The 17517-nt window shown below is 53.7% G+C and carries 16 protein-coding genes and 1 tRNA gene; 4 read left to right on the forward strand and 13 right to left on the reverse strand.

Translation table 11 applies throughout. The features are described 5' to 3' along the window. Nucleotides 1-104: 104 nt before the first annotated feature. The 8 genes from U2W12_RS03840 to U2W12_RS03875 all read right to left on the reverse strand — a co-directional run bounded on the left by U2W12_RS03840 (nucleotide 105) and on the right by U2W12_RS03875 (nucleotide 7696). Nucleotides 105-1049 carry an integrase arm-type DNA-binding domain-containing protein gene (locus U2W12_RS03840; protein ID WP_326499346.1) on the reverse strand — a complete coding sequence of 315 codons (945 nt, stop codon included), beginning with the start codon at nucleotides 1047-1049 and terminating at the stop codon, nucleotides 105-107. Between the two features lie 164 nt (nucleotides 1050-1213). Next, nucleotides 1214-1301, reverse strand: a tRNA-Ser gene (locus U2W12_RS03845). Between the two features lie 70 nt (nucleotides 1302-1371). After that, a complete protein-coding gene (locus tag U2W12_RS03850) occupies nucleotides 1372-3285 on the reverse strand; it encodes an ATP-binding cassette domain-containing protein (RefSeq protein ID WP_326499347.1) in 1914 nt (637 codons plus the stop codon). Further along, a complete protein-coding gene (locus U2W12_RS03855; protein ID WP_326499348.1) occupies nucleotides 3285-4508 on the reverse strand; it encodes a molybdopterin-binding protein in 1224 nt (407 codons plus the stop codon). The genes U2W12_RS03850 and U2W12_RS03855 overlap by 1 nt, the downstream gene beginning before the upstream one ends. 26 nt (nucleotides 4509-4534) lie before the next feature. After that, nucleotides 4535-5455: an AEC family transporter gene (locus tag U2W12_RS03860; protein WP_326499349.1), complete on the reverse strand. Its 921-nt coding sequence runs from the start codon at nucleotides 5453-5455 to the stop codon at nucleotides 4535-4537. Between the two features lie 170 nt (nucleotides 5456-5625). Continuing rightward, nucleotides 5626-5826, reverse strand: coding sequence for a cold-shock protein (locus U2W12_RS03865; protein ID WP_326499350.1), 201 nt, complete (start codon nucleotides 5824-5826; stop codon nucleotides 5626-5628). A gap of 190 nt (nucleotides 5827-6016) precedes the next feature. Beyond that, a complete protein-coding gene (locus tag U2W12_RS03870) occupies nucleotides 6017-6370 on the reverse strand; it encodes an FUN14 domain-containing protein (protein ID WP_326499351.1) in 354 nt (117 codons plus the stop codon). 528 nt (nucleotides 6371-6898) lie between these two features. Further along, nucleotides 6899-7696 carry an inositol monophosphatase family protein gene (locus tag U2W12_RS03875; RefSeq protein ID WP_326499352.1) on the reverse strand — a complete coding sequence of 266 codons (798 nt, stop codon included), beginning with the start codon at nucleotides 7694-7696 and terminating at the stop codon, nucleotides 6899-6901. Between the two features lie 169 nt (nucleotides 7697-7865). Here U2W12_RS03875 and U2W12_RS03880 point away from each other — a divergent pair, with 169 nt between their 5' ends. Together U2W12_RS03880 and U2W12_RS03885 are read left to right on the forward strand one after the other, a co-directional pair. Next, a complete protein-coding gene (locus U2W12_RS03880; protein WP_326499353.1) occupies nucleotides 7866-9752 on the forward strand; it encodes an ATP-binding cassette domain-containing protein in 1887 nt (628 codons plus the stop codon). 73 nt (nucleotides 9753-9825) lie between these two features. Then, nucleotides 9826-10335, forward strand: coding sequence for a hypothetical protein (locus tag U2W12_RS03885; RefSeq protein WP_326499354.1), 510 nt, complete (start codon nucleotides 9826-9828; stop codon nucleotides 10333-10335). Nucleotides 10336-10523: 188 nt separating this feature from the next. Here U2W12_RS03885 and U2W12_RS03890 read toward each other — a convergent pair whose 3' ends face one another. The 3 genes from U2W12_RS03890 to trxA form a co-directional block, all read right to left on the reverse strand. After that, nucleotides 10524-11351, reverse strand: coding sequence for an undecaprenyl-diphosphate phosphatase (locus U2W12_RS03890; protein WP_326499355.1), 828 nt, complete (start codon nucleotides 11349-11351; stop codon nucleotides 10524-10526). Between the two features lie 22 nt (nucleotides 11352-11373). Continuing rightward, nucleotides 11374-12630 carry a transcription termination factor Rho gene (gene rho / locus U2W12_RS03895; protein WP_326499356.1) on the reverse strand — a complete coding sequence of 419 codons (1257 nt, stop codon included), beginning with the start codon at nucleotides 12628-12630 and terminating at the stop codon, nucleotides 11374-11376. A 184-nt stretch (nucleotides 12631-12814) separates the two neighbouring features. Continuing rightward, nucleotides 12815-13141 (reverse strand): thioredoxin TrxA, encoded by a 327-nt coding sequence (trxA, locus tag U2W12_RS03900; protein ID WP_326499357.1) that lies wholly within the window; start codon nucleotides 13139-13141, stop codon nucleotides 12815-12817. A 112-nt stretch (nucleotides 13142-13253) separates the two neighbouring features. Here trxA and U2W12_RS03905 point away from each other — a divergent pair, with 112 nt between their 5' ends. Then, on the forward strand, nucleotides 13254-14558 hold the full coding sequence (locus U2W12_RS03905; RefSeq protein ID WP_326499358.1) for a DEAD/DEAH box helicase: 1305 nt from the start codon (nucleotides 13254-13256) through the stop codon (nucleotides 14556-14558). Here the strand turns inward: U2W12_RS03905 and yrfG are convergent. Continuing rightward, a complete protein-coding gene (yrfG, locus tag U2W12_RS03910) occupies nucleotides 14521-15177 on the reverse strand; it encodes a GMP/IMP nucleotidase (protein ID WP_326499359.1) in 657 nt (218 codons plus the stop codon). The genes U2W12_RS03905 and yrfG overlap by 38 nt on opposite strands. Before the next feature lie 44 nt (nucleotides 15178-15221). Here yrfG and nudE point away from each other — a divergent pair, with 44 nt between their 5' ends. Continuing rightward, complete coding sequence (gene nudE / locus U2W12_RS03915) at nucleotides 15222-15770, forward strand: ADP compounds hydrolase NudE (protein WP_326499360.1); 549 nt, start codon at nucleotides 15222-15224, stop codon at nucleotides 15768-15770. A gap of 12 nt (nucleotides 15771-15782) precedes the next feature. On the opposite strand, the gene U2W12_RS03920 is transcribed toward nudE, so the two are convergent. Beyond that, entirely contained in the window at nucleotides 15783-17516 is a 1734-nt protein-coding gene (locus U2W12_RS03920) for a BatD family protein (RefSeq protein WP_326499361.1), read from the reverse strand. Between the last annotated feature and the right edge of the window lies 1 nt (nucleotide 17517).

Raw genomic sequence — 17517 nt, forward strand, 5'->3', positions numbered from 1 at the left:
GCAAAAACCGTCGAAGACTTCGAAGTTTTGCTACCCTGGCGTCTCGCCAATCCAACGGCCTAACCAAACTCGCACGGCTTTATACGGAAATTCAATAGCGTCGTTTAAAGGGCGCTTACGATATGCGGTTCGCCTCCGGTCTTGCCTTGATTGCTGGCAAAAACATAGCGGCTTGATCCGGTCAGCGGGTAAATGTCCCGCAACAAGGCGACCGCTTGCCAACTCAAGGGAACGATGTGCGCATCCTTCATTTTCATTTTGTCGGCCGCAATCCGCCATTCAGCCGCGTCAAGGTCAAATTCTGACCATTCCGCCGACGCCAGGTTTGCCGGTCTGGCAAAGATCAGCGGTTGAAGCTGTAGCGCAGTCCTGACAACGAAATTTCCCTTATAGGCGTCGATGTCCCGCAGTAATTGGCCTAACGGCTTAGGCTCGGTAATCGCGGCAAAATGACCGCGTACCGGTGAAGGTAGGGCGCCGCGTAAATCGGCGGTCACGTCGCGCTCGGCGCGGCCGGTGGCAATGCCGTACCGTATCGCCTGACCGATGAACTGTTTCGTTCTGGCGGCCGTCTCCAGGGCGCCCCGGTCCACGATCCGCCGTAGGGTCGCAAGGACTTCGACTGCCGACAAATCTTTAAGCGGCCGATCTCCCATCCACGGATAAACGTCCCGTTCGAAACATTGTTTGATATGTTCACGGTGGCTGACACTCCAGCGGTTTTTATTGGCTTCAATGAATTCCTTCGCTACTGCCGAGAACGTGTTCTCCGCACTCCCGGCTTTTTCTATCTTGCGGGCTATGCCGGGATCGATTCCCTTGGCGATTTGCTCCCGTGCCTGATCGCGTTTGGTGCGGGCATCTTTCAGGCTGGTGTCAGGATATACCCCCAAGGCTAAGAGCTTTTCCTTTCCGGCAAAGCGGTATTTGAGTCGGAAGTATTTGGACCCGTTCGAGTTGACTAACAGGAACATTCCCTTTTCATCCGCCAACTTATAAGGTTTTTCCTTGGGCTTGGCGTTCTTGCAGGCAGTATCGGATAAGGCCATTGGGGGTATCTCCATCTGGGGGTATGTGACGTACCCCCATTTATACCCCCGAGCAAGGGGGTATGTCAATGTACCTCATCGGACTTCGTTGGACATAAAAAAACCCGCTAAACCATTAAGCTTGCGGGTTTTTGAATATCTTTGAATCTCGTTGAATGCTCAGTTGGCGGAGAGAGAGGGATTCGAACCCTCGATACGTTGCCGTATACACACTTTCCAGGCGTGCGCCTTCGACCGCTCGGCCATCTCTCCTAAATTTGAGCCCATGAATATGGGAACCGAGAATTGTACCGGATTTTACTTTTTTTGGCAACGACCTTGATCAGTTGCCCTCGCCGGAAAGTTCTTCGAGCTCGTCCCAGCGCCGGTAAGCCTGTTCCAGCGAAGCGGCGGTCTGTTTCAGTTCATCGAGGGTTTTGGCCATCGTCGTTTGATCGTTTTTACCGGTGCCCTTTTGGGTATAAAAATCGGACGAATTGATCAATGCATTCAGATCGGCTTGCCGGGTTTCGAGTTTTTCGATTTGCTCTGGCAGTTGATTCAGTTCCTGTTGTTCTTTGTAACTGAGCTTTTTCTTTTTGGCGGGTTGGGGCTGTTCGGCTTTGGCTTTTTCCGGCGCTTTTTTGACTGCTTGTGCTTTCGCTTCGGGTTCGGGGCGCTGCTCTAACCAGTCGCTGTAGCCGCCGACGTATTCCCTAATGTCACCTGTGCCGTCCAATACGAAGACGCTGGTCACGACGTTGTCGAGAAAGGCGCGGTCGTGGCTGACCAGCAGCAGGGTGCCGTCGTAGTTGACCAGTTTTTCCTCGAGCAATTCGAGCGTTTCGAGGTCGAGATCGTTGGTCGGCTCGTCCATCACCAGTAGATTCGCAGGCCGGGTGAACAGCCGCGCAAGCAAAAGACGGTTTTTTTCGCCGCCGGACAGGCTTTTCACCGGCGAGCGCGCTCTGGCCGGTGCAAACAGAAAATCGGAGAGATACGACATCACATGCTTCTTACCGCTGGGTAAGTCGACGAAATCGTTGCCGTGCGCGATCGTGTCGGCAACGGTCATATCAGGATCGAGCTGGTCGCGCAATTGGTCGAAATAGGCGATTTCGAGGTTGGTTCCCTGTTCGATCGTGCCGCTATCCGGTTCAAGCTGTTTCAACAGCAATTTGAGCAGCGTCGATTTGCCCGCGCCGTTCGCGCCGATCAGGCCGACTTTATCGCCGCGTTGGATCAGCGTCGAAAAGTGACTGACGATCTGCCTGTCCGCATAGGCGAAGCTGATGTCCTTGACTTCGATTACTTTTTTGCCGGAGGCGTCGCCGCGCTCCAGAATGAGACTGGTCGTGCCCTGCCGCTCGCGGCGCTGGGAACGCTCGCGGCGCAGTTGTTCGAGCGCGCGCACGCGGCCTTCGTTACGGGTGCGCCGAGCCTTGATGCCCTGGCGTATCCAGACTTCTTCGTCGGCCAGTTTCTTATCAAATTCGGCATTCTGATTGGCTTCGTCTTCGAGCGCTGCGGCCTTACGGCGCAAGTAGTCGTCATAGTTGCCCTGCCAGGATACCAGATTACCGCGGTCCAGATCGACGATCCGCGTCGCGAGTTTCTGCAGAAACGCACGGTCGTGGGTCACGAACAGCACCGCGCCCTGAAAACTGAGAAGTTGCTCCTCGAGCCAGGCGATGCTTTCGAAATCCAGATGGTTGGTCGGCTCGTCGAGCAGCAACACTTCCGGTTCGATCACCAGTGCCCTTGCCAGCGCGACCCGTCGCTTCCAGCCGCCGGACAGATCGCTGATTTTGAGGTCGCCGGGCAATGCCAGTTTGGTCAGAGTCGTATCGACGCGATTGCCGAAATGCCAGCCGTTATGCGCTTCGAGCTTGTGTTGCAGGTCTCCGAGTTCGCGCAGCGCCTGGTCGTCGTGCGCTGACAGCGACAGGTGGTGATAACGGGTCAGCCACTGTCCCAGTTCTCCCAAACCGTCCGCAACAGCATCGTAGATCGTCGCGTCGGTGGGCAAATCGGGCGCTTGTTCGAGCCAGGCCAGCCGGAGTCCAGGTTGCCTCCAGATGTCGCCGTGGTCGGCCTGAATGTTGCCGGCGATGATTTTCATCAATGTCGATTTGCCTTCGCCGTTGCGGCCCAGCAGGCCAACCCGCTCGCCGGCGTCAAGCTGGAAATTGGCGTTGTTCAAGAGGGCATGTACGCCAAAGGCGATTGATATGTTGGTGAGTCGTAATAACGGCATTAGATTTTTCGGTTTTGTAAATGGCGGCGCAGCAGATCGAGCCCGAGCAGCGCGGCCTGATTTTGTTTGCGCCCGGCGGGGCCGCCTAGGTTATGACGGTTTTGCTGAAAAGATTCCCGGTTCAGCAGTGTATTATAGAGGATGATCGTCTGGTCTTTGTTTTGAAATTGCGCAGGACTGCCATCGTAAAGTTGAATCAGCACGAAGTCGGCCGGGTTTTGATTCTGCAACGCCTTCGCCAGAAGCTCGCCGGTTTTTGCCAAGTCACTCATCTCAACGGCGACGCCTAAACGTTCGCCCAGTGCGCTTAGTGACTGTTCATAGGCTGCGCTATGCAGCCACGCGTAGCCCAGACATTTGGCGGCCAGCAGACCTTGGCTCGCGGTTTCGATGACGGCCAGCGTTTTGCCGGCAGCACGCATCAATTTATCGACGGCTGCGGCGAGATTGCCGGTTTCCTCGTTCAGTCCGTCGATGCCGAAAACGAAATCGCCCAGCCGCGCTGTCATATCCGCCGTCAGTGCAGTCATGTCTTTTTCGGGATAATCGGCTGGAAACAGCAACTTGGTTTGCACTTCGTCAACCCCGGCACGAAATCCCAACTGCACTCGCTCCGGCATTTTTACCTCGCCCAGCCGCTGTTGAATATCCGATTCGCCGATGCCGAGGGTTTTGATCGTAACCAGTCTGGATGGGTTTAAAATGAAGCGTTCGTTCAGCAACGGCTTGACCCGTTCCAGAAAAATATGGCGCATTTCCGACGGCACGCCGGGCATGAACGCAAACCAGCAGCGCCCGGCCGGTACCGCGAAGCCGGGCGCGGTGCCCCAGTCGTTATCGAGGCGGATGGAGCCTTGCGGCAGCAGTGCCTGCTTGCGGTTGGTCTCGGGCATCGGCCTTTTTCTGTTGCTGAAATAACTTTGTATTTGTCGATAGGCGATTTCGTCGAATTCGAGCGGCAAACCGAAAGCCTCAGCAACTGCTTCGGCGGTCAGATCGTCGCTGGTCGGCCCGAGTCCGCCGGTGCAGAGGCAGCAGTCGGCGCGCTCCGCAATTTCCTTCAATAATTCGACCAAATCGCCGAGCTTGTCGCCGACGGCGGTATGCCGGGCCACCGTAAAACCCAGTTGCACGGCTTGTTCGGACAGCCAGGCGGCGTTTGTATCGAGGGTCTGTCCGGTGACGATTTCCTCGCCTTGCGAAAAGATTTCCAGGATCGGCATGGTCTTAGCTCTGCAATGATAAAAAATCAGCCGGTCGCGATCTGATACCAGAACGGCAGCGTCACCAGGCTCAACAGCGTGGTCACGGTCACCGCCATCGCGTAAAGCGAACCGTCGAGCTGATAGCGGTCGCAAAACACGATGCCCAGCACCATGCAAGGCATCGCCATTTCCAGCACTAGGGCGTTTTTATGCGCCTGATCGAGTGCCAGGTACTGGCTAAACCAGAGCGCAAACCAGGGCATCAACCCCATCTTAATCAAGATAACCGGCGTCACATAGGGCAAATTGCGCAGGGTAACCGCCCGCCAGCTCAACGCCAGCCCGAGCGAAATCAGCATCAGCGGCACCACCCCGGCAGACAGTTTTTGCAACATGGCGGCCAGCCATAGCGGCGCTGGCACTCGGCAAAGATTCAGGACTACCGCCAGCATAGCCGCCAAAAAAGGCGGCGCTGTCAAAAACGACCAGATCGGCTGCCGAGTCTGGTCGCCGTTTTGGCCGTAATGCCGCGCCGCGGCAATGCCGACCGTCAGCAAGGCGGGCGCGGTCGCGAAAAGATCGATCTGAATCGCCACCGACCTGGCCCAATGGCCAAAGGTCTGTTCAAGCACCGGCAGACCCAGATAGGTTACGTTCGGAAAGCTGGTCGCGAGCAGCACCGCGCCCAGCTGTTGCGGCTTAAACCGAAGCAGCCGCCCGCACAGCCAAATGCAGGCCATCGCGAAGGACAGACAAACTGCGCCGAACAACGTATATTGCAGCGAATGGATGCCGACATCGGCCTTCCAGAGCACATCCAGCACCAACGCGGGCAGCAGCAAATAATAGACCAGCGTGGTCAGAACGGTCCGCGTCTGCTCCGCGGACAAATTGCCCGGACGCCAATAGCGCCAAGCTACGCCGCAGGCAATCAACGCGAACATTTGCCACAAAGTTGAAATCATGAAGTCCCTGATGGATTAACGATGCACCAAGTTAGCATTCGGCATCGTAGAGAAGCATTTGGCCGCGAAAAGCGCGGTATGGGAACGGGATGGAGTCGGCCAAAGAGGCCTGCAAATGGGATGTTTGATAGATTGCAGGCCTTACCGGCCTGCAATCCGGACAAAAGAAATCAGATAGGAGTGACTTCTTCCGCTTGTGGACCTTTTTGGCCTTGGGTAATGTTGAATTTTACCTTTTGACCTTCGTCCAGGGATTTGTAACCAGCGCCGACGATATTGCGAAAATGTACGAATACGTCCGGACCTGATTCTTGTTGAATAAAACCAAAGCCTTTTTCTGAGTTAAACCATTTTACGGTACCAGTTGCCATTGTTGTGTCCTATAAATAAAAAATGAAAAATTGCCTTGAAGGCAGGTAGAGCTGGTGGAAATTAACGCGAATCACTTATGATAAACAGGACAAGCAAATACAAGGAACTGCGTAGAGATAAGTAACGGTAAATCACTCAGACTCGCCACATCTTATAGGACGGCGGCGTTCGATGTCAACTGCTTAGCTTTCAACCTAGCTTAAAACCCAATGTAAACCCGGCTACCGCGCTAACGCCACGGGTCGTGATGGTTGACAGCCGACCGGCCAGATAATTACCCGAATCCTTGGCAACCTGCGTCGCCGCATCCGCTACATGTTCCAGTTCTGCGCCATTAATATTGATGATGCCGTAGTATTCGCCCACGAACATCAGCACGACCAAACCGCCGCCGATAAACAGCGCGGTTTTCAACATTATTTTCGCAAAATAACCGACCGCCATGCCGATCACGAAAGGCGCGCCGACATTACCCAGCAAAAAAGGCGCGCTAAAAATATCGTTACCGGAAGATGAAGGAATATTGATTGCTTGTTGAGTCATGCCGAAAAAATGGGGCCAGTTTAAATAGTTAGAGGCGGGGCCTGTTTAGCAGGATAGTATATAAAATTAGGAATGGTAAATATACTCGAAGCAGGTCACTGATTTGACAACTGAAAGTGGATGTGTTCAGGGTTTTATTAAAAGCCGACATGAACAGTAGGATTTGCGACGGATGGGATGAATAACAGGAGCTTCGACAAATCTAACCGGCACCTGCGGCCGCGCGAGGCTCAATACTCACGATAAAACAATTTTGACCGGCGATTACAATGGCCCAAAATACTGCAGCGTATAATAGGCATCAATGGAAAGCGATGGAATATACTCAAGGACCGACTTTATAATCGGCCTTGTAACCGCTGGCCGAGACAGCCGCCTATACCAGATACCTGCCCGGTGAGTTGCATGGACCTTTTCACACCAATGCGGGGTGTATCGTGCTCGAAACCTCCTATCCAGGCCAACGATCAGGCAATAAAACCATCGACCGAGACCTACCAGATTTTTAATACCTGGCAGGTCTATGGCTTACATTAGCGGCAAAATCTGATCGAAAATCTTGCCGTTGGTCGCCAATATTTGTTTCGGAAACAGTCCCGGATTGCCTTTGAAGTCGGTCAATGTGCCACCGGCTTCCTGCGCAATCAACGCGCCGGCCGCGACGTCGTAAAGATTCAGCTCCTGTTCCCAGAAGGCGTCGACCTGACCGTCCGCGACCAGGCACAGATCGAGCGCGGCGGAACCGAAGCGGCGCTGACCCGTCGTCTGCTGCGCGATACGGCAGAAGCGTTCAAGATTGTTGTCGGTCAGATAATTGCGTAGACAGGCGAAGCCGGTCGCAACCATCGCATCGCCGAGGTTGGTTTCGTCCGAGACGGCAATGCGTTCGCCATTCTTGAACGCGCCCTTGCCTTTTTCGGCGATATATAAATCGTTCAACACCGGAGCATATACCGCGCCGATCACGATATCGCCGTCGATTTCGAGCGCGACACTAATCGACCAGCAATATTGCCCCTTCGAGAACGAGTGCGTGCCGTCGATCGGATCGACAACCCAGCGGCTGGTTTGGTCAGCGCTTTGTCCGCTTTCCTCGCCCCAAAAACCGTATTCCGGGTACTCTCGGGTCAGCGTTTCCTTCAAAAACGCTTCAATCGCGACATCGGCTTCGGTAACGAAATCGCGCGCGGCTTTCTTGTTCACTTCGACGTTTTTGAGGTTTTTAAAATAATTCATCCCGATAACGCCGGCATCGCGAATCACTTTTTCAAGCGCGGCTCGGGTTACCCTGATTTGGGCGGCTTCGGAAACAACAGGATTAGACATTACACAGTAAATTCGAATGCAAATTGCTATTATATCAGCCGATCAACAGCGGCTGGCCGAAAAAGTCCGCGTCCGCCTTGCGCGGGACGAATATTTTGTTATATTGGCCTGCTGATCCTGGTGTACTCACCGCCAAGCTGACCGATTGCTGATTTATTGATGATTTTTCATGCTCAATTTTAAAAATATCGCCCTGCGCCGGGGCCCGAGGCTGCTGTTCGACGAGGCATCGTTTACGATTCATCAGGGCGAGAAAGTCGGTATTACCGGCGCGAACGGCGCCGGCAAGTCGAGTTTTTTCGCGCTGATCCGGGATGAACTGCATCTCGATTCGGGCGATTTTTCGATGCCGCCTGGCCTTGAGATCGCGCATGTCGCGCAAGAAACGCCGGCCGCCGAATGTCGAGCGATCGATTATGTGATGGACGGCGACCGCGAACTGCGCCGCCTACAGGCCGAACTGCAAACGGCCGAAGCGAACCATGACGGCTTGAAACAGGCCGAACTGCATGCCGCGCTCGAGGTGATTGGCGGTTATGAGGCCGAGGCGCGCGCTTCGCGGCTGCTGAACGGACTGGGCTTCAAGCCTTTACAGGAGCAGGCCCAGGTCGGCGTCTTTTCTGGCGGCTGGCGGATGCGGCTGAATTTGGCGCAGGCCTTGATGTGCCGTTCCGACGTGCTGCTGCTCGACGAACCGACCAACCATCTGGATCTGGATGCGGTGATCTGGCTGCAAGACTGGCTGTGCAAATATCCGGGCACCCTGCTATTGATTTCGCACGATCGCGATTTTCTCGACGCGATCACCGATCACATCGTGCATATCGAACAAGGCAAGGTGAATATCTATACCGGCAACTATTCCGCGTTCGAAAGGATGCGCGCCGAGAAACTCTCGCAGCAACAGGCTGCTTTTCAAAAACAGCAGCGCGAAATCGCGCACATTCAAAGCTACATCAATCGCTTCAAGGCGCAGGCAACCAAGGCCCGGCAGGCGCAAAGCCGGATCAAGGCGCTGGAGCGAATGGAACTGATCGCTCAGGCGCATGTCGATTCGCCGTTCCATTTCAGTTTTGCGGAACCAGGGCGGATGTCGAATCCGTTGTTGACGCTGGATGCTGCGGATATCGGTTATGGTGACAAGATTGTGATACGAGGAGCCGGCCTTTCGTTGTCGCCGGGCGACCGGGTCGGTCTTTTGGGGCCAAATGGCGCGGGTAAGTCGAGTCTGATCAAGGTACTGGCCGGCGCAATGCACCCTTTGTGCGGCAAAAGACAAGAATCGGTGAATCTGAAGATCGGTTATTTCGCCCAGCATCAGCTCGAACAATTGCGGGTGGATGAATCGCCGCTCTGGCATTTCCAAAAGCTGGACCCACAGGCGACCGAAAAAGACCTCCGCAACTTTCTCGGCGGCTTCGATTTTCAGGGCGACAAAGTGATGGATCCAGTTCGACCGTTTTCGGGTGGCGAAAAGGCGCGGCTGGTACTCGCGCTGTTGGTTTATCAGAACCCGAATCTGCTCTTGCTCGACGAGCCGACCAACCATTTAGACCTCGAAATGCGCGAGGCCTTGATCATGGCGCTGCAGGATTATCAGGGCGCCTTGGTCACCGTATCGCACGACCGACATTTATTGCGCTCGGTCACCGATCGGCTGCTGCTGGTCGCGGACGGCAAAGTTGAGGCGTTCGACGGCGATCTGGACGATTACCGGATTTGGCTCGGTGAGCAGAAAAAAGGCGATGCGAAAGAAATAGCGGCCGAAGCCGCGTCGGGCATCAACCGCAAGGATCAACGCAAGCAGGATGCCGAACGCCGGCAGCGCAACAAACCTTTGATGGACGCGCTGAAGAAAGCCGAGCAGGCCGTCGAAAAATTCCATCAGGAACAGCGACAACTGGAACAGTTGTTGGTCGATCCGGCCATTTATGCCGAGTCGGAAAAAAACCGGCTGAAAGAGGTGATGGCCAGAAAAGTGCAGGTGGACAAGGCGCTTGAAGACGCCGAGGCGCTCTGGCTGGAGGTGGAGGAAAAACTCGCGTCGGCCCAGTAGATCTGATTGCATGACGAGAGGGCTCGGCGCATGCTAGCGAAATAACAAAAACACAAGCTATGTAGGCCAGCCCATGTACGATTTGATCATTCTACTCTTCGATATTTGCCGCTTTAAAAAAGGCCCGGAGGATTTGCCTTATTCGCTATCGCTACTCAAAATTACCGTGGCGGCCTTCGCCGTCGTCCGGGTTTTGATGCATTATAGAGGCGGTAATCTGCTCGGCGCGATCCTTGAGACCGGCGCGGAAATCGTTTATATCGGGTTGTTCGGCGGCGTGATGTTGCATGCGAACCGGCATTTGAACCGTTATTATCAGGTCGCGAGCGCATTGTTCGGCGGCTATGCACTGATCGGCTTTCTGGCGTTGCCGGCCGTTGCCGCCTGGGTGGCCGGGCAGCCCGGCGGCCTCGCATTCATTCTGCTGATCGGCATCGCCGCCTGGCTTTGCGCTGTCACCGCACACATCGTTTATCATGCGCTTTCGCCGAATCTGTTCATGAGTCTGGGTTGGGCGCTGGTTTTTTTAGTCGGTTTTGTACTGATGGCGATGTCCTTTGGGGATGTCAATAGCCTCGGTTAGAGGAATTGTTGAACATTACAAACCTATATCTTTCAACCGGAAAACTCGCTTCCGGACTTAGCTGATGGCGATCCCACGAATGACGTGGCTCAGAAGAAGAGGGATAGAATCCCGTCAAAACATTATCGGCGGTTTAAAACGTTACGGACGAGTCCTTATAACCCGTCCGGGTGCGCTAAGCTATTCGGCTAACCACCACTCCAATCCACCCAACCCAACTGCGCGGAAAGCAGCACCAATACGCCAAATGCAATCCGGTAATAGGCGAATACCGAAAAATCATGGCGGCTGATGAAGCGCAAAAGACCGCGCACGGCCAGAAAAGCGCTAACGAACGACACCACGCCGCCGACCGCGAATAAGTCGAGGTCGCTCGCACTGAACAGGGTACGGTGCTTATAGACATCGTAAAAGGTCGCCGCGAACATGGTCGGAATAGCCAGGAAAAATGAAAACTCGGTCGCCGCGCGCCTGGACAGTCCGAAAAACAGGCCGCCGATGATCGTGGCGCCGGAACGTGAAGTGCCTGGAATCATCGCAACTGCTTGCGCGAAACCGACTTTTAACGCGTCGCGCCAGGTCATGTCATCGATTGTTTCGGCGTGAATTTTATGCTCGCGGCGCTCGGCCCAGAGTATCAAGAAGCCGCCGATGATGAAGGCCGAGGCGACCACAAACGGATTAAACAGATAGGCCTTTATTTGCTTTAGGAATAAAAACCCGAGAATCGCGGCCGGCAAAAACGCCACGATCATGTTAATGGCGAGGCGTTGCGATACCGCTTCGGACTTGATACTGATCAGTGTGTGCCAGAGCCGTTGGCGATATTCCCAGACGACCGCCAGAATCGCCGCAAACTGAATCGCGATTTCAAAGACCTTGCCTTTTTCATCGTTGAATCCCAATAGTTGCCCTGCAAGAATCAAGTGCCCGGTTGAAGACACTGGCAAAAATTCGGTCAAGCCTTCGACGACGCCTAGAATCAGGGCATCGAGCAATACATGAAGATCGGTCATGATAACTCTCGGTAAAAAACGCTCAGCGTTTCATCGATTCGAAGAATTCGGCGTTGGTCTTGAAATCTTTTAGTTTGCCGATCAGGAATTCGGATGCCGCGGTTTCATCCATCGGTTGCAGGATTTTGCGCAGAATCCAGGTTTTTTGTAAGGTATCGGGATCGACCAGGTATTCTTCACGGCGGGTGCCGGAACGGTTAATGTTGATCGCAGGATAAATACGCTTTTCGGCTATCTTGCGGTCGAGATGCAATTCCATGTTACCGGTACCCTTGAATTCTTCGTAGATCACCTCATCCATCCGGGAACCGGTGTCGATCAATGCGGTCGCTATGATCGTCAAACTGCCGCCTTCCTCGATATTACGCGCCGCGCCGAAAAAGCGTTTCGGTTTTTCGAGCGCATTCGCGTCGACACCCCCGGTCAGGATTTTGCCGGAAGAAGGCACGACCGTGTTATAAGCGCGGGCCAAACGGGTAATCGAGTCTAACAGGATAACAACATCGTGCTTGTGCTCGACCAGACGGCGCGCCTTTTCGATCACCATTTCGGCAACCTGTACATGGCGGGTCGGCGGTTCGTCGAAGGTGCTCGAAATCACTTCGCCTCTCACGCAGCGCTCCATTTCGGTCACTTCCTCCGGTCGTTCGTCGATCAACAGCACGATCAGATAACATTCGGGATTACGTTCCGCGATCGCCTGCGCAAGGCTTTGCAGGATCATCGTTTTACCGGCTTTCGGAGGCGATACGATCAGGCCGCGCTGGCCTTTGCCGATCGGCGCGACCAGATCGATGATCCGGCCCGTGAGGTCTTCGGTGGTGCCGTTGCCTTGTTCGAGCGTGAAACGCTCTTTCGCAAACAGCGGCGTTAGGTTGGAGAAATGAATCTTGTTCTTGGTATTTTCGGGCGGTTCGAAGTTGATCTCTTCGACCTTCAGCATCGCGAAATAACGCTCGTTATCTTTTGGTGGCCGAATCTTGCCGCTGATCGTGTCGCCGGTCTTTAACGAGAAGCGCCGAATCTGACTCGGCGAGACATAAATGTCATCCGGACCGGCCAAGTATGAACAACCGGGGGTGCGTAAAAAACCAAAACCGTCCTGCAAAATTTCGAGAACGCCGTCGCCGTAAATATCATCGCCAGCCTTAGCCTGTTTTTTTAGAATCGCAAATATCAGATCCTGCTTGCGCGATCTGGCGACATTTTCAAGGCCAAGCGATTCGGCGATTTCAATGACTTCACTGATTTGTTTTAGTTTTAACTCGGTAAGATTCATAAAGGGCAACTCGAAGCTAAGCGACAACGGCTCAACACCGCCAGTGCTCAAAAAAGGATTAGAATTCAGGGATGCAGATTATCGGACGATAGGCTGAAGCGCGCTGGAATCAGCGCACTCCATAATTATAACTCAATAAAGCGATTCCGTCTAGTGAGAAGACGGGGCGAATCAGGGGACAGCGTTAAATATTGCTGTTCAGGAAAGCAGCGAGTTGGGATTTGGTAAGGGCGCCAACCTTGGTCGCCTCGACTTCGCCGTCCTTGAACAGCATCAAGGTCGGAATGCCGCGTACGCCATAATGTTGTGGTGTTTTTGGGTTTTCATCGATATTGATCTTCACGACGGTCAATTTGCCCGCGAAGTCTACTGCAATTTCATCCAGAACCGGCGCAATCATTTTACAAGGTCCGCACCATTCAGCCCAGTAATCCACCAATACAGGCCCTTTAGCTTTGATAACCTTTTCGTTAAATTCGCTATCGCTTACATGAAGGACTGAGTCGCTCACGCTATTTCTCCAACAATTAAAAATTTTAACTATAGGGTGGAAGACGGCTTGAGTCAATCAATTTCTAGTTCCGGGTTCAGTCGATCCGATTTTTACGTTATCCTATTATCCCATGAGTACGACACATTTAACTGAAACCCAATTTTCCAACCTCGAATTGTCCGATTCGATCCTGCATAGCTTGAATAGCGCAGGCTTTAAATTCTGCACGCCGATTCAGGACCGATCTCTGCCGCTTTTGCTCAGAGAACGCGACATTGCGGGGCAAGCGCAGACCGGAACCGGCAAAACCGCGACGTTTTTGCTCGCGACCTTCCAGCGTTTGTTGAATGACAATGAAAACAAGGAAGCGGCAAACCAGCCGATCAAGAATCCCCGCGCGGTGATTCTAGCCCCGACCCGAGAGCTAGCGATTCAGATTCATAAGGATGCGTTGCTGCTCAGCAAACATCTCAATCTGAAATTCGCGCTGATCTACGGTGGCACCGACTATCAAAAGCAACTCGACAAGATCAAATCAAATGTCGATGTGATCATAGGCACGCCCGGACGCATCATCGATTTTTACAAGCAGCAGGCGTTCAGCCTCGATCATGTGCAGGTTAGCGTGCTCGACGAAGCCGACCGAATGTTCGACCTCGGTTTTATCAAGGACATCCGCTATCTGTTACGGCGCATGCCGCCGCACGATCAGCGTTTAAATATGCTGTTTTCGGCGACCTTGTCCTACAAGGTGACCGAGCTGGCCTATGAGCACATGAACAATCCGGTACTGATCAAGATAGAGACCGAAACGGTCACCTCTAAATCGATCAAACAAACCGCGTTCTGTCCATCGAACGAGCAAAAGATTCCGCTCTTGATCGGCATATTGAAAAAGTACCAGCCGCAGCGCAGCATCATCTTTGTAAACACCAAACGCTGCGCGGAGTTGCTGGACGATACGCTAACCGCGAACGGCTTCAAGACCGCGGCATTGAGCGGCGATGTGCCGCAGGAAAAACGCCAGCGGCTGTTGAATGATTTTCAGGAAAACAATATCAGCCTGTTGATCGCGACCGATGTCGCGGCGCGCGGCCTGCATATCGCGGACGTCTCGCATGTGATCAACTACGACCTGCCGCAGGATGTCGAAGACTACGTACACCGGATCGGCCGCACCGCGCGCTTCGGCGCCTCGGGCGAAGCGATCAGTTTCATCTGCGAGGAATATGCGTATTCGATGCCGGACATCGAGTCGTACATCGGCGAAAAAGTACCGGTGCAACCGGTCACGCAAGACCTATTGGCCCAGGACCTGATACAACCGCCCAGAAGACCGCGTCCGCCGCGCGACGACAAGCCGCAACGGCGTCCGAAAAGCGGCAATAGCCGGCCGCCTAGAGCCCGGCCATCAACTCCCGAAAATCCTCAATAGCCGGATAATCGACGATCACCTTTTTCGGCTGCCGCGAATCCGGCCGGCTGACCGATAGCAGATTTTGAATGCCAAAAGCTTTGGCCGAGTTCAATACGGCCAGACTGTCATCGATCAACAGTGTTTTACTATTATCAAACGGCTGCCGTTGATTCAGCCAACGCCAGAATTCGGTATGCTCCTTCGGCTTGCCGCAGTCGTGCGAGCTGATGATCTCGTCGAAAAAGGGATGCAGACAGGTCTTTTCCATTTTAAGCCCAAGGCTGCCGGGATGCGCGTTGGTGACCAGCAGCACTTTTCGCGGTGAGCGCTTGGCCGCGACGAGAAATTCGACCACATGGGGCAGTACGCTGATCAAACCAGCAATCTCGGCTTTCAAACCGACAATATCCAGTTCGAGCGCACGGCTCCAGTAGTCCAGACAATACCATTCGAGCTTGCCTTCCATGCCTTTGAACAGTGGCACGAGTTCGTCCTTGGCCTGCTCTAGCGTCAGACCCTTTTTTTGCGCATAGCTCAATGGCACGAACTCCTTCCAGAAATGATTATCGAAGTTCAAATCAAGCAAGGTGCCGTCCATATCGAGTAAAACGGTGTCAATTTTGCTCCAATCGATCATAATACTGCTGACTATTCAAAACGTATTCTTAACATCATAGCACCGTGGCCGACAAACCCATCATTCTGAACAAAACCACTGTCGCCAAAAGCCGTTTGTTTCATATCGAGGCACTCGATATTCAATTCAGCAACGGTGTTCAGCGCAGTTTCGAGCGTCTAACGCGCGGCAGGCCCGGCGGCGCGGTTCTGATCGTGCCGATGCTCGATAAAGACACCGTGCTGCTGATCAGGGAATATTCGGCCGGTGTACACCGCTACGAACTGGGACTGCCGAAGGGCAAAACCGATCCGGGCGAATCGTTTCTCGAGGCCGCGAACCGGGAACTGAAGGAAGAAGTCGGCTTCGGAGCGCACAAACTGCATCATCTGAGTTCATTTTCGCTCGCGCCGTCCTATCTCGAACACATGACCGAGATCATCCTGGCCGAGGATTTGTACGCAGAAAAATTGCCCGGCGACGAGCCCGAGGAGTTGGAAGTGGTGCCCTGGAAACTCTCTGAGATCAACGCATTGATCGCGACCGGCGAATGCACGGAGGCTCGCTCGATCGCGGCGCTGTTCATGGCGCTCGAATATCTGAAGGCGCGCTGAATGATGAGCTGCTTACAAATAGAATAACGGCTCCAAAGCATCATCTTTAGCCGCCGTCCATTGCTGCCGCGCCCTGTTCTCGGTAAAAGCCTGATACAATTTTTTGCCTTGCCACTGTTCGGCTTCCTTACCATACAGCGCCTTGTTCAAAGCCAGAATTTCATCCCTGAGCCTGGCATCGCAGCGTGCGGCAATTGCTCCCAGGCTGTTCGTATTAAATTTCTGCCTGCCCCAATCCAACAAGGCATTTTTCGCAGCCAAAGGATCATGATCCGCGCAAGCTTTCTTGAGATGTTGGAGGTACTCGACCGGAGCCCTTTCATCTTGCAGATCATGCAGACCATGCTTATCCGCTTTACGCCGAGGCCGTCGCGTCAGGAAAAAAACCAGCGTCGATAGCCAACCGATAGCCAGTGCCACGGAAACCCAGATCCAGACATTTTTTTGCTCTGTCGCCTGGCTTTCGATCACCAACGGCTGCCGTTTAGCCTCCGGATTCACCGCCAACGGCTTGACTGTCTCTGCTGCGGCAGGACCGGAAGATGCAACTTCAATCATCTTTTCAGGAATCTTGGCGACCTCCATTTGCTGAGTACGCGTATTGAACCACGGAATTTCGATCGCAGGCAGTTTGAAAGACCCTGCCTTCGACGGAATCAACGCGATTTTTTCCTGACGTTTGGCCAGCAAGCCGTCTACATTCTTTTGCTCCTGCAAGACCGGCTGATCGGGATAGAATTTGACCGACTCATCCGAAGCTGCGCTATGCAATTCCGGCAATTGTCCGACCGTGCTGCCTTTTGCCTGTACGGTCAAGGTGCGGGTCACCGGCTCGCCGACTTTGATTTTCTGCAAATCGCCGGACCATTCTTCCTTCAACTCCAGTTGTTCGGCCGCCAGCCAGTGCTTACCGGTAAATGAAGCTGGCGCCGGTTTGACCATCAAGCTGATCGCCTTCGAGGAGGCCCGTTTGGTGCGAGTGACATTCGAACTGAAAAAACCGTTGAAGCCTGATCGCGAGTTGGTAACCACTTCCGCGGTCAGCACCAAAGGAGCGATCGTGATCATGCCGCTTTTTTGCGGAAAAATCGCATAGCGGCGCTCGGTGACCATGTAATTGCCTCCTTTGACCTGAGTCTGGAAGTTCTTGTCGTCGCCAAGTTTCTCGATCACCGCATCGGCCTGCTCCGGCTCGTTGATGCTGGCCCGCGCAATTTCGACACGGGTATAGATTCTGACCGTGTATAAAATCTGCGCCTGAAGATAAGGATTTTCCGGCGTCGCTTCGACTTCGATAAAAATGTCGTCTTCCTTATTTAACTCTTTACTCGCGGAATTTTCATTCACCAACAAGGGCAACGGTTCGCTCGTGTCGTTGCCGAAGCTGATCGGCGGCACCTCGAGATTACCCGTATGCTTGGCCATCACATTCAAGGTCCAACGTATGCTCCGCTTCATCTTGCCGTTGATCAACGACACATTATTGCTGCTGCTTTGCGAAAGAATATCGAAATCCTCATCGAGCGGACCGAAATCCGGCTCGCCGTCGGGCGTTTCGTCGGCGCTGAAAATGATCTGAAACGATTCATCGAGATTGACCGGATTGCGATCGACAGTGGCCTGGATATTGGCGGCCACCACTTCATGAGTAAACAACGCCTGACATAACAGCAGCAACAGCACGGCACTGCCTCGATTGATCTTTTTAATCATCGTCGGATATCTCAACTGTCTAATTCGAGTCATT

This window comes from Methylomicrobium sp. Wu6, assembly GCF_035916875.1.
In the GTDB taxonomy this organism is placed as follows: Bacteria; Pseudomonadota; Gammaproteobacteria; order Methylococcales; family Methylomonadaceae; genus Methylomicrobium.

Bases quoted from the DNA above. Each gene is read 5' to 3' on its own strand.
- U2W12_RS03920 (WP_326499361.1), bottom strand. From the start codon at position 17,516: ATGACTCGAATTAGACAGTTGAGATATCCGACGATGATTAAAAAGATC.
- U2W12_RS03840 (WP_326499346.1), bottom strand. From the start codon at position 1,049: ATGGCCTTATCCGATACTGCCTGCAAGAACGCCAAGCCCAAGGAAAAA.
- rho (WP_326499356.1), bottom strand. From the start codon at position 12,630: ATGAATCTTACCGAGTTAAAACTAAAACAAATCAGTGAAGTCATTGAA.
- U2W12_RS03905 (WP_326499358.1), top strand. From the start codon at position 13,254: ATGAGTACGACACATTTAACTGAAACCCAATTTTCCAACCTCGAATTG.
- U2W12_RS03875 (WP_326499352.1), bottom strand. From the start codon at position 7,696: ATGTCTAATCCTGTTGTTTCCGAAGCCGCCCAAATCAGGGTAACCCGA.
- U2W12_RS03850 (WP_326499347.1), bottom strand. From the start codon at position 3,285: ATGCCGTTATTACGACTCACCAACATATCAATCGCCTTTGGCGTACAT.
- U2W12_RS03865 (WP_326499350.1), bottom strand. From the start codon at position 5,826: ATGGCAACTGGTACCGTAAAATGGTTTAACTCAGAAAAAGGCTTTGGT.
- U2W12_RS03880 (WP_326499353.1), top strand. From the start codon at position 7,866: ATGCTCAATTTTAAAAATATCGCCCTGCGCCGGGGCCCGAGGCTGCTG.
- yrfG (WP_326499359.1), bottom strand. From the start codon at position 15,177: ATGATCGATTGGAGCAAAATTGACACCGTTTTACTCGATATGGACGGC.
- U2W12_RS03855 (WP_326499348.1), bottom strand. From the start codon at position 4,508: ATGCCGATCCTGGAAATCTTTTCGCAAGGCGAGGAAATCGTCACCGGA.
- U2W12_RS03885 (WP_326499354.1), top strand. From the start codon at position 9,826: ATGTACGATTTGATCATTCTACTCTTCGATATTTGCCGCTTTAAAAAA.
- U2W12_RS03860 (WP_326499349.1), bottom strand. From the start codon at position 5,455: ATGATTTCAACTTTGTGGCAAATGTTCGCGTTGATTGCCTGCGGCGTA.
- U2W12_RS03890 (WP_326499355.1), bottom strand. From the start codon at position 11,351: ATGACCGATCTTCATGTATTGCTCGATGCCCTGATTCTAGGCGTCGTC.
- U2W12_RS03870 (WP_326499351.1), bottom strand. From the start codon at position 6,370: ATGACTCAACAAGCAATCAATATTCCTTCATCTTCCGGTAACGATATT.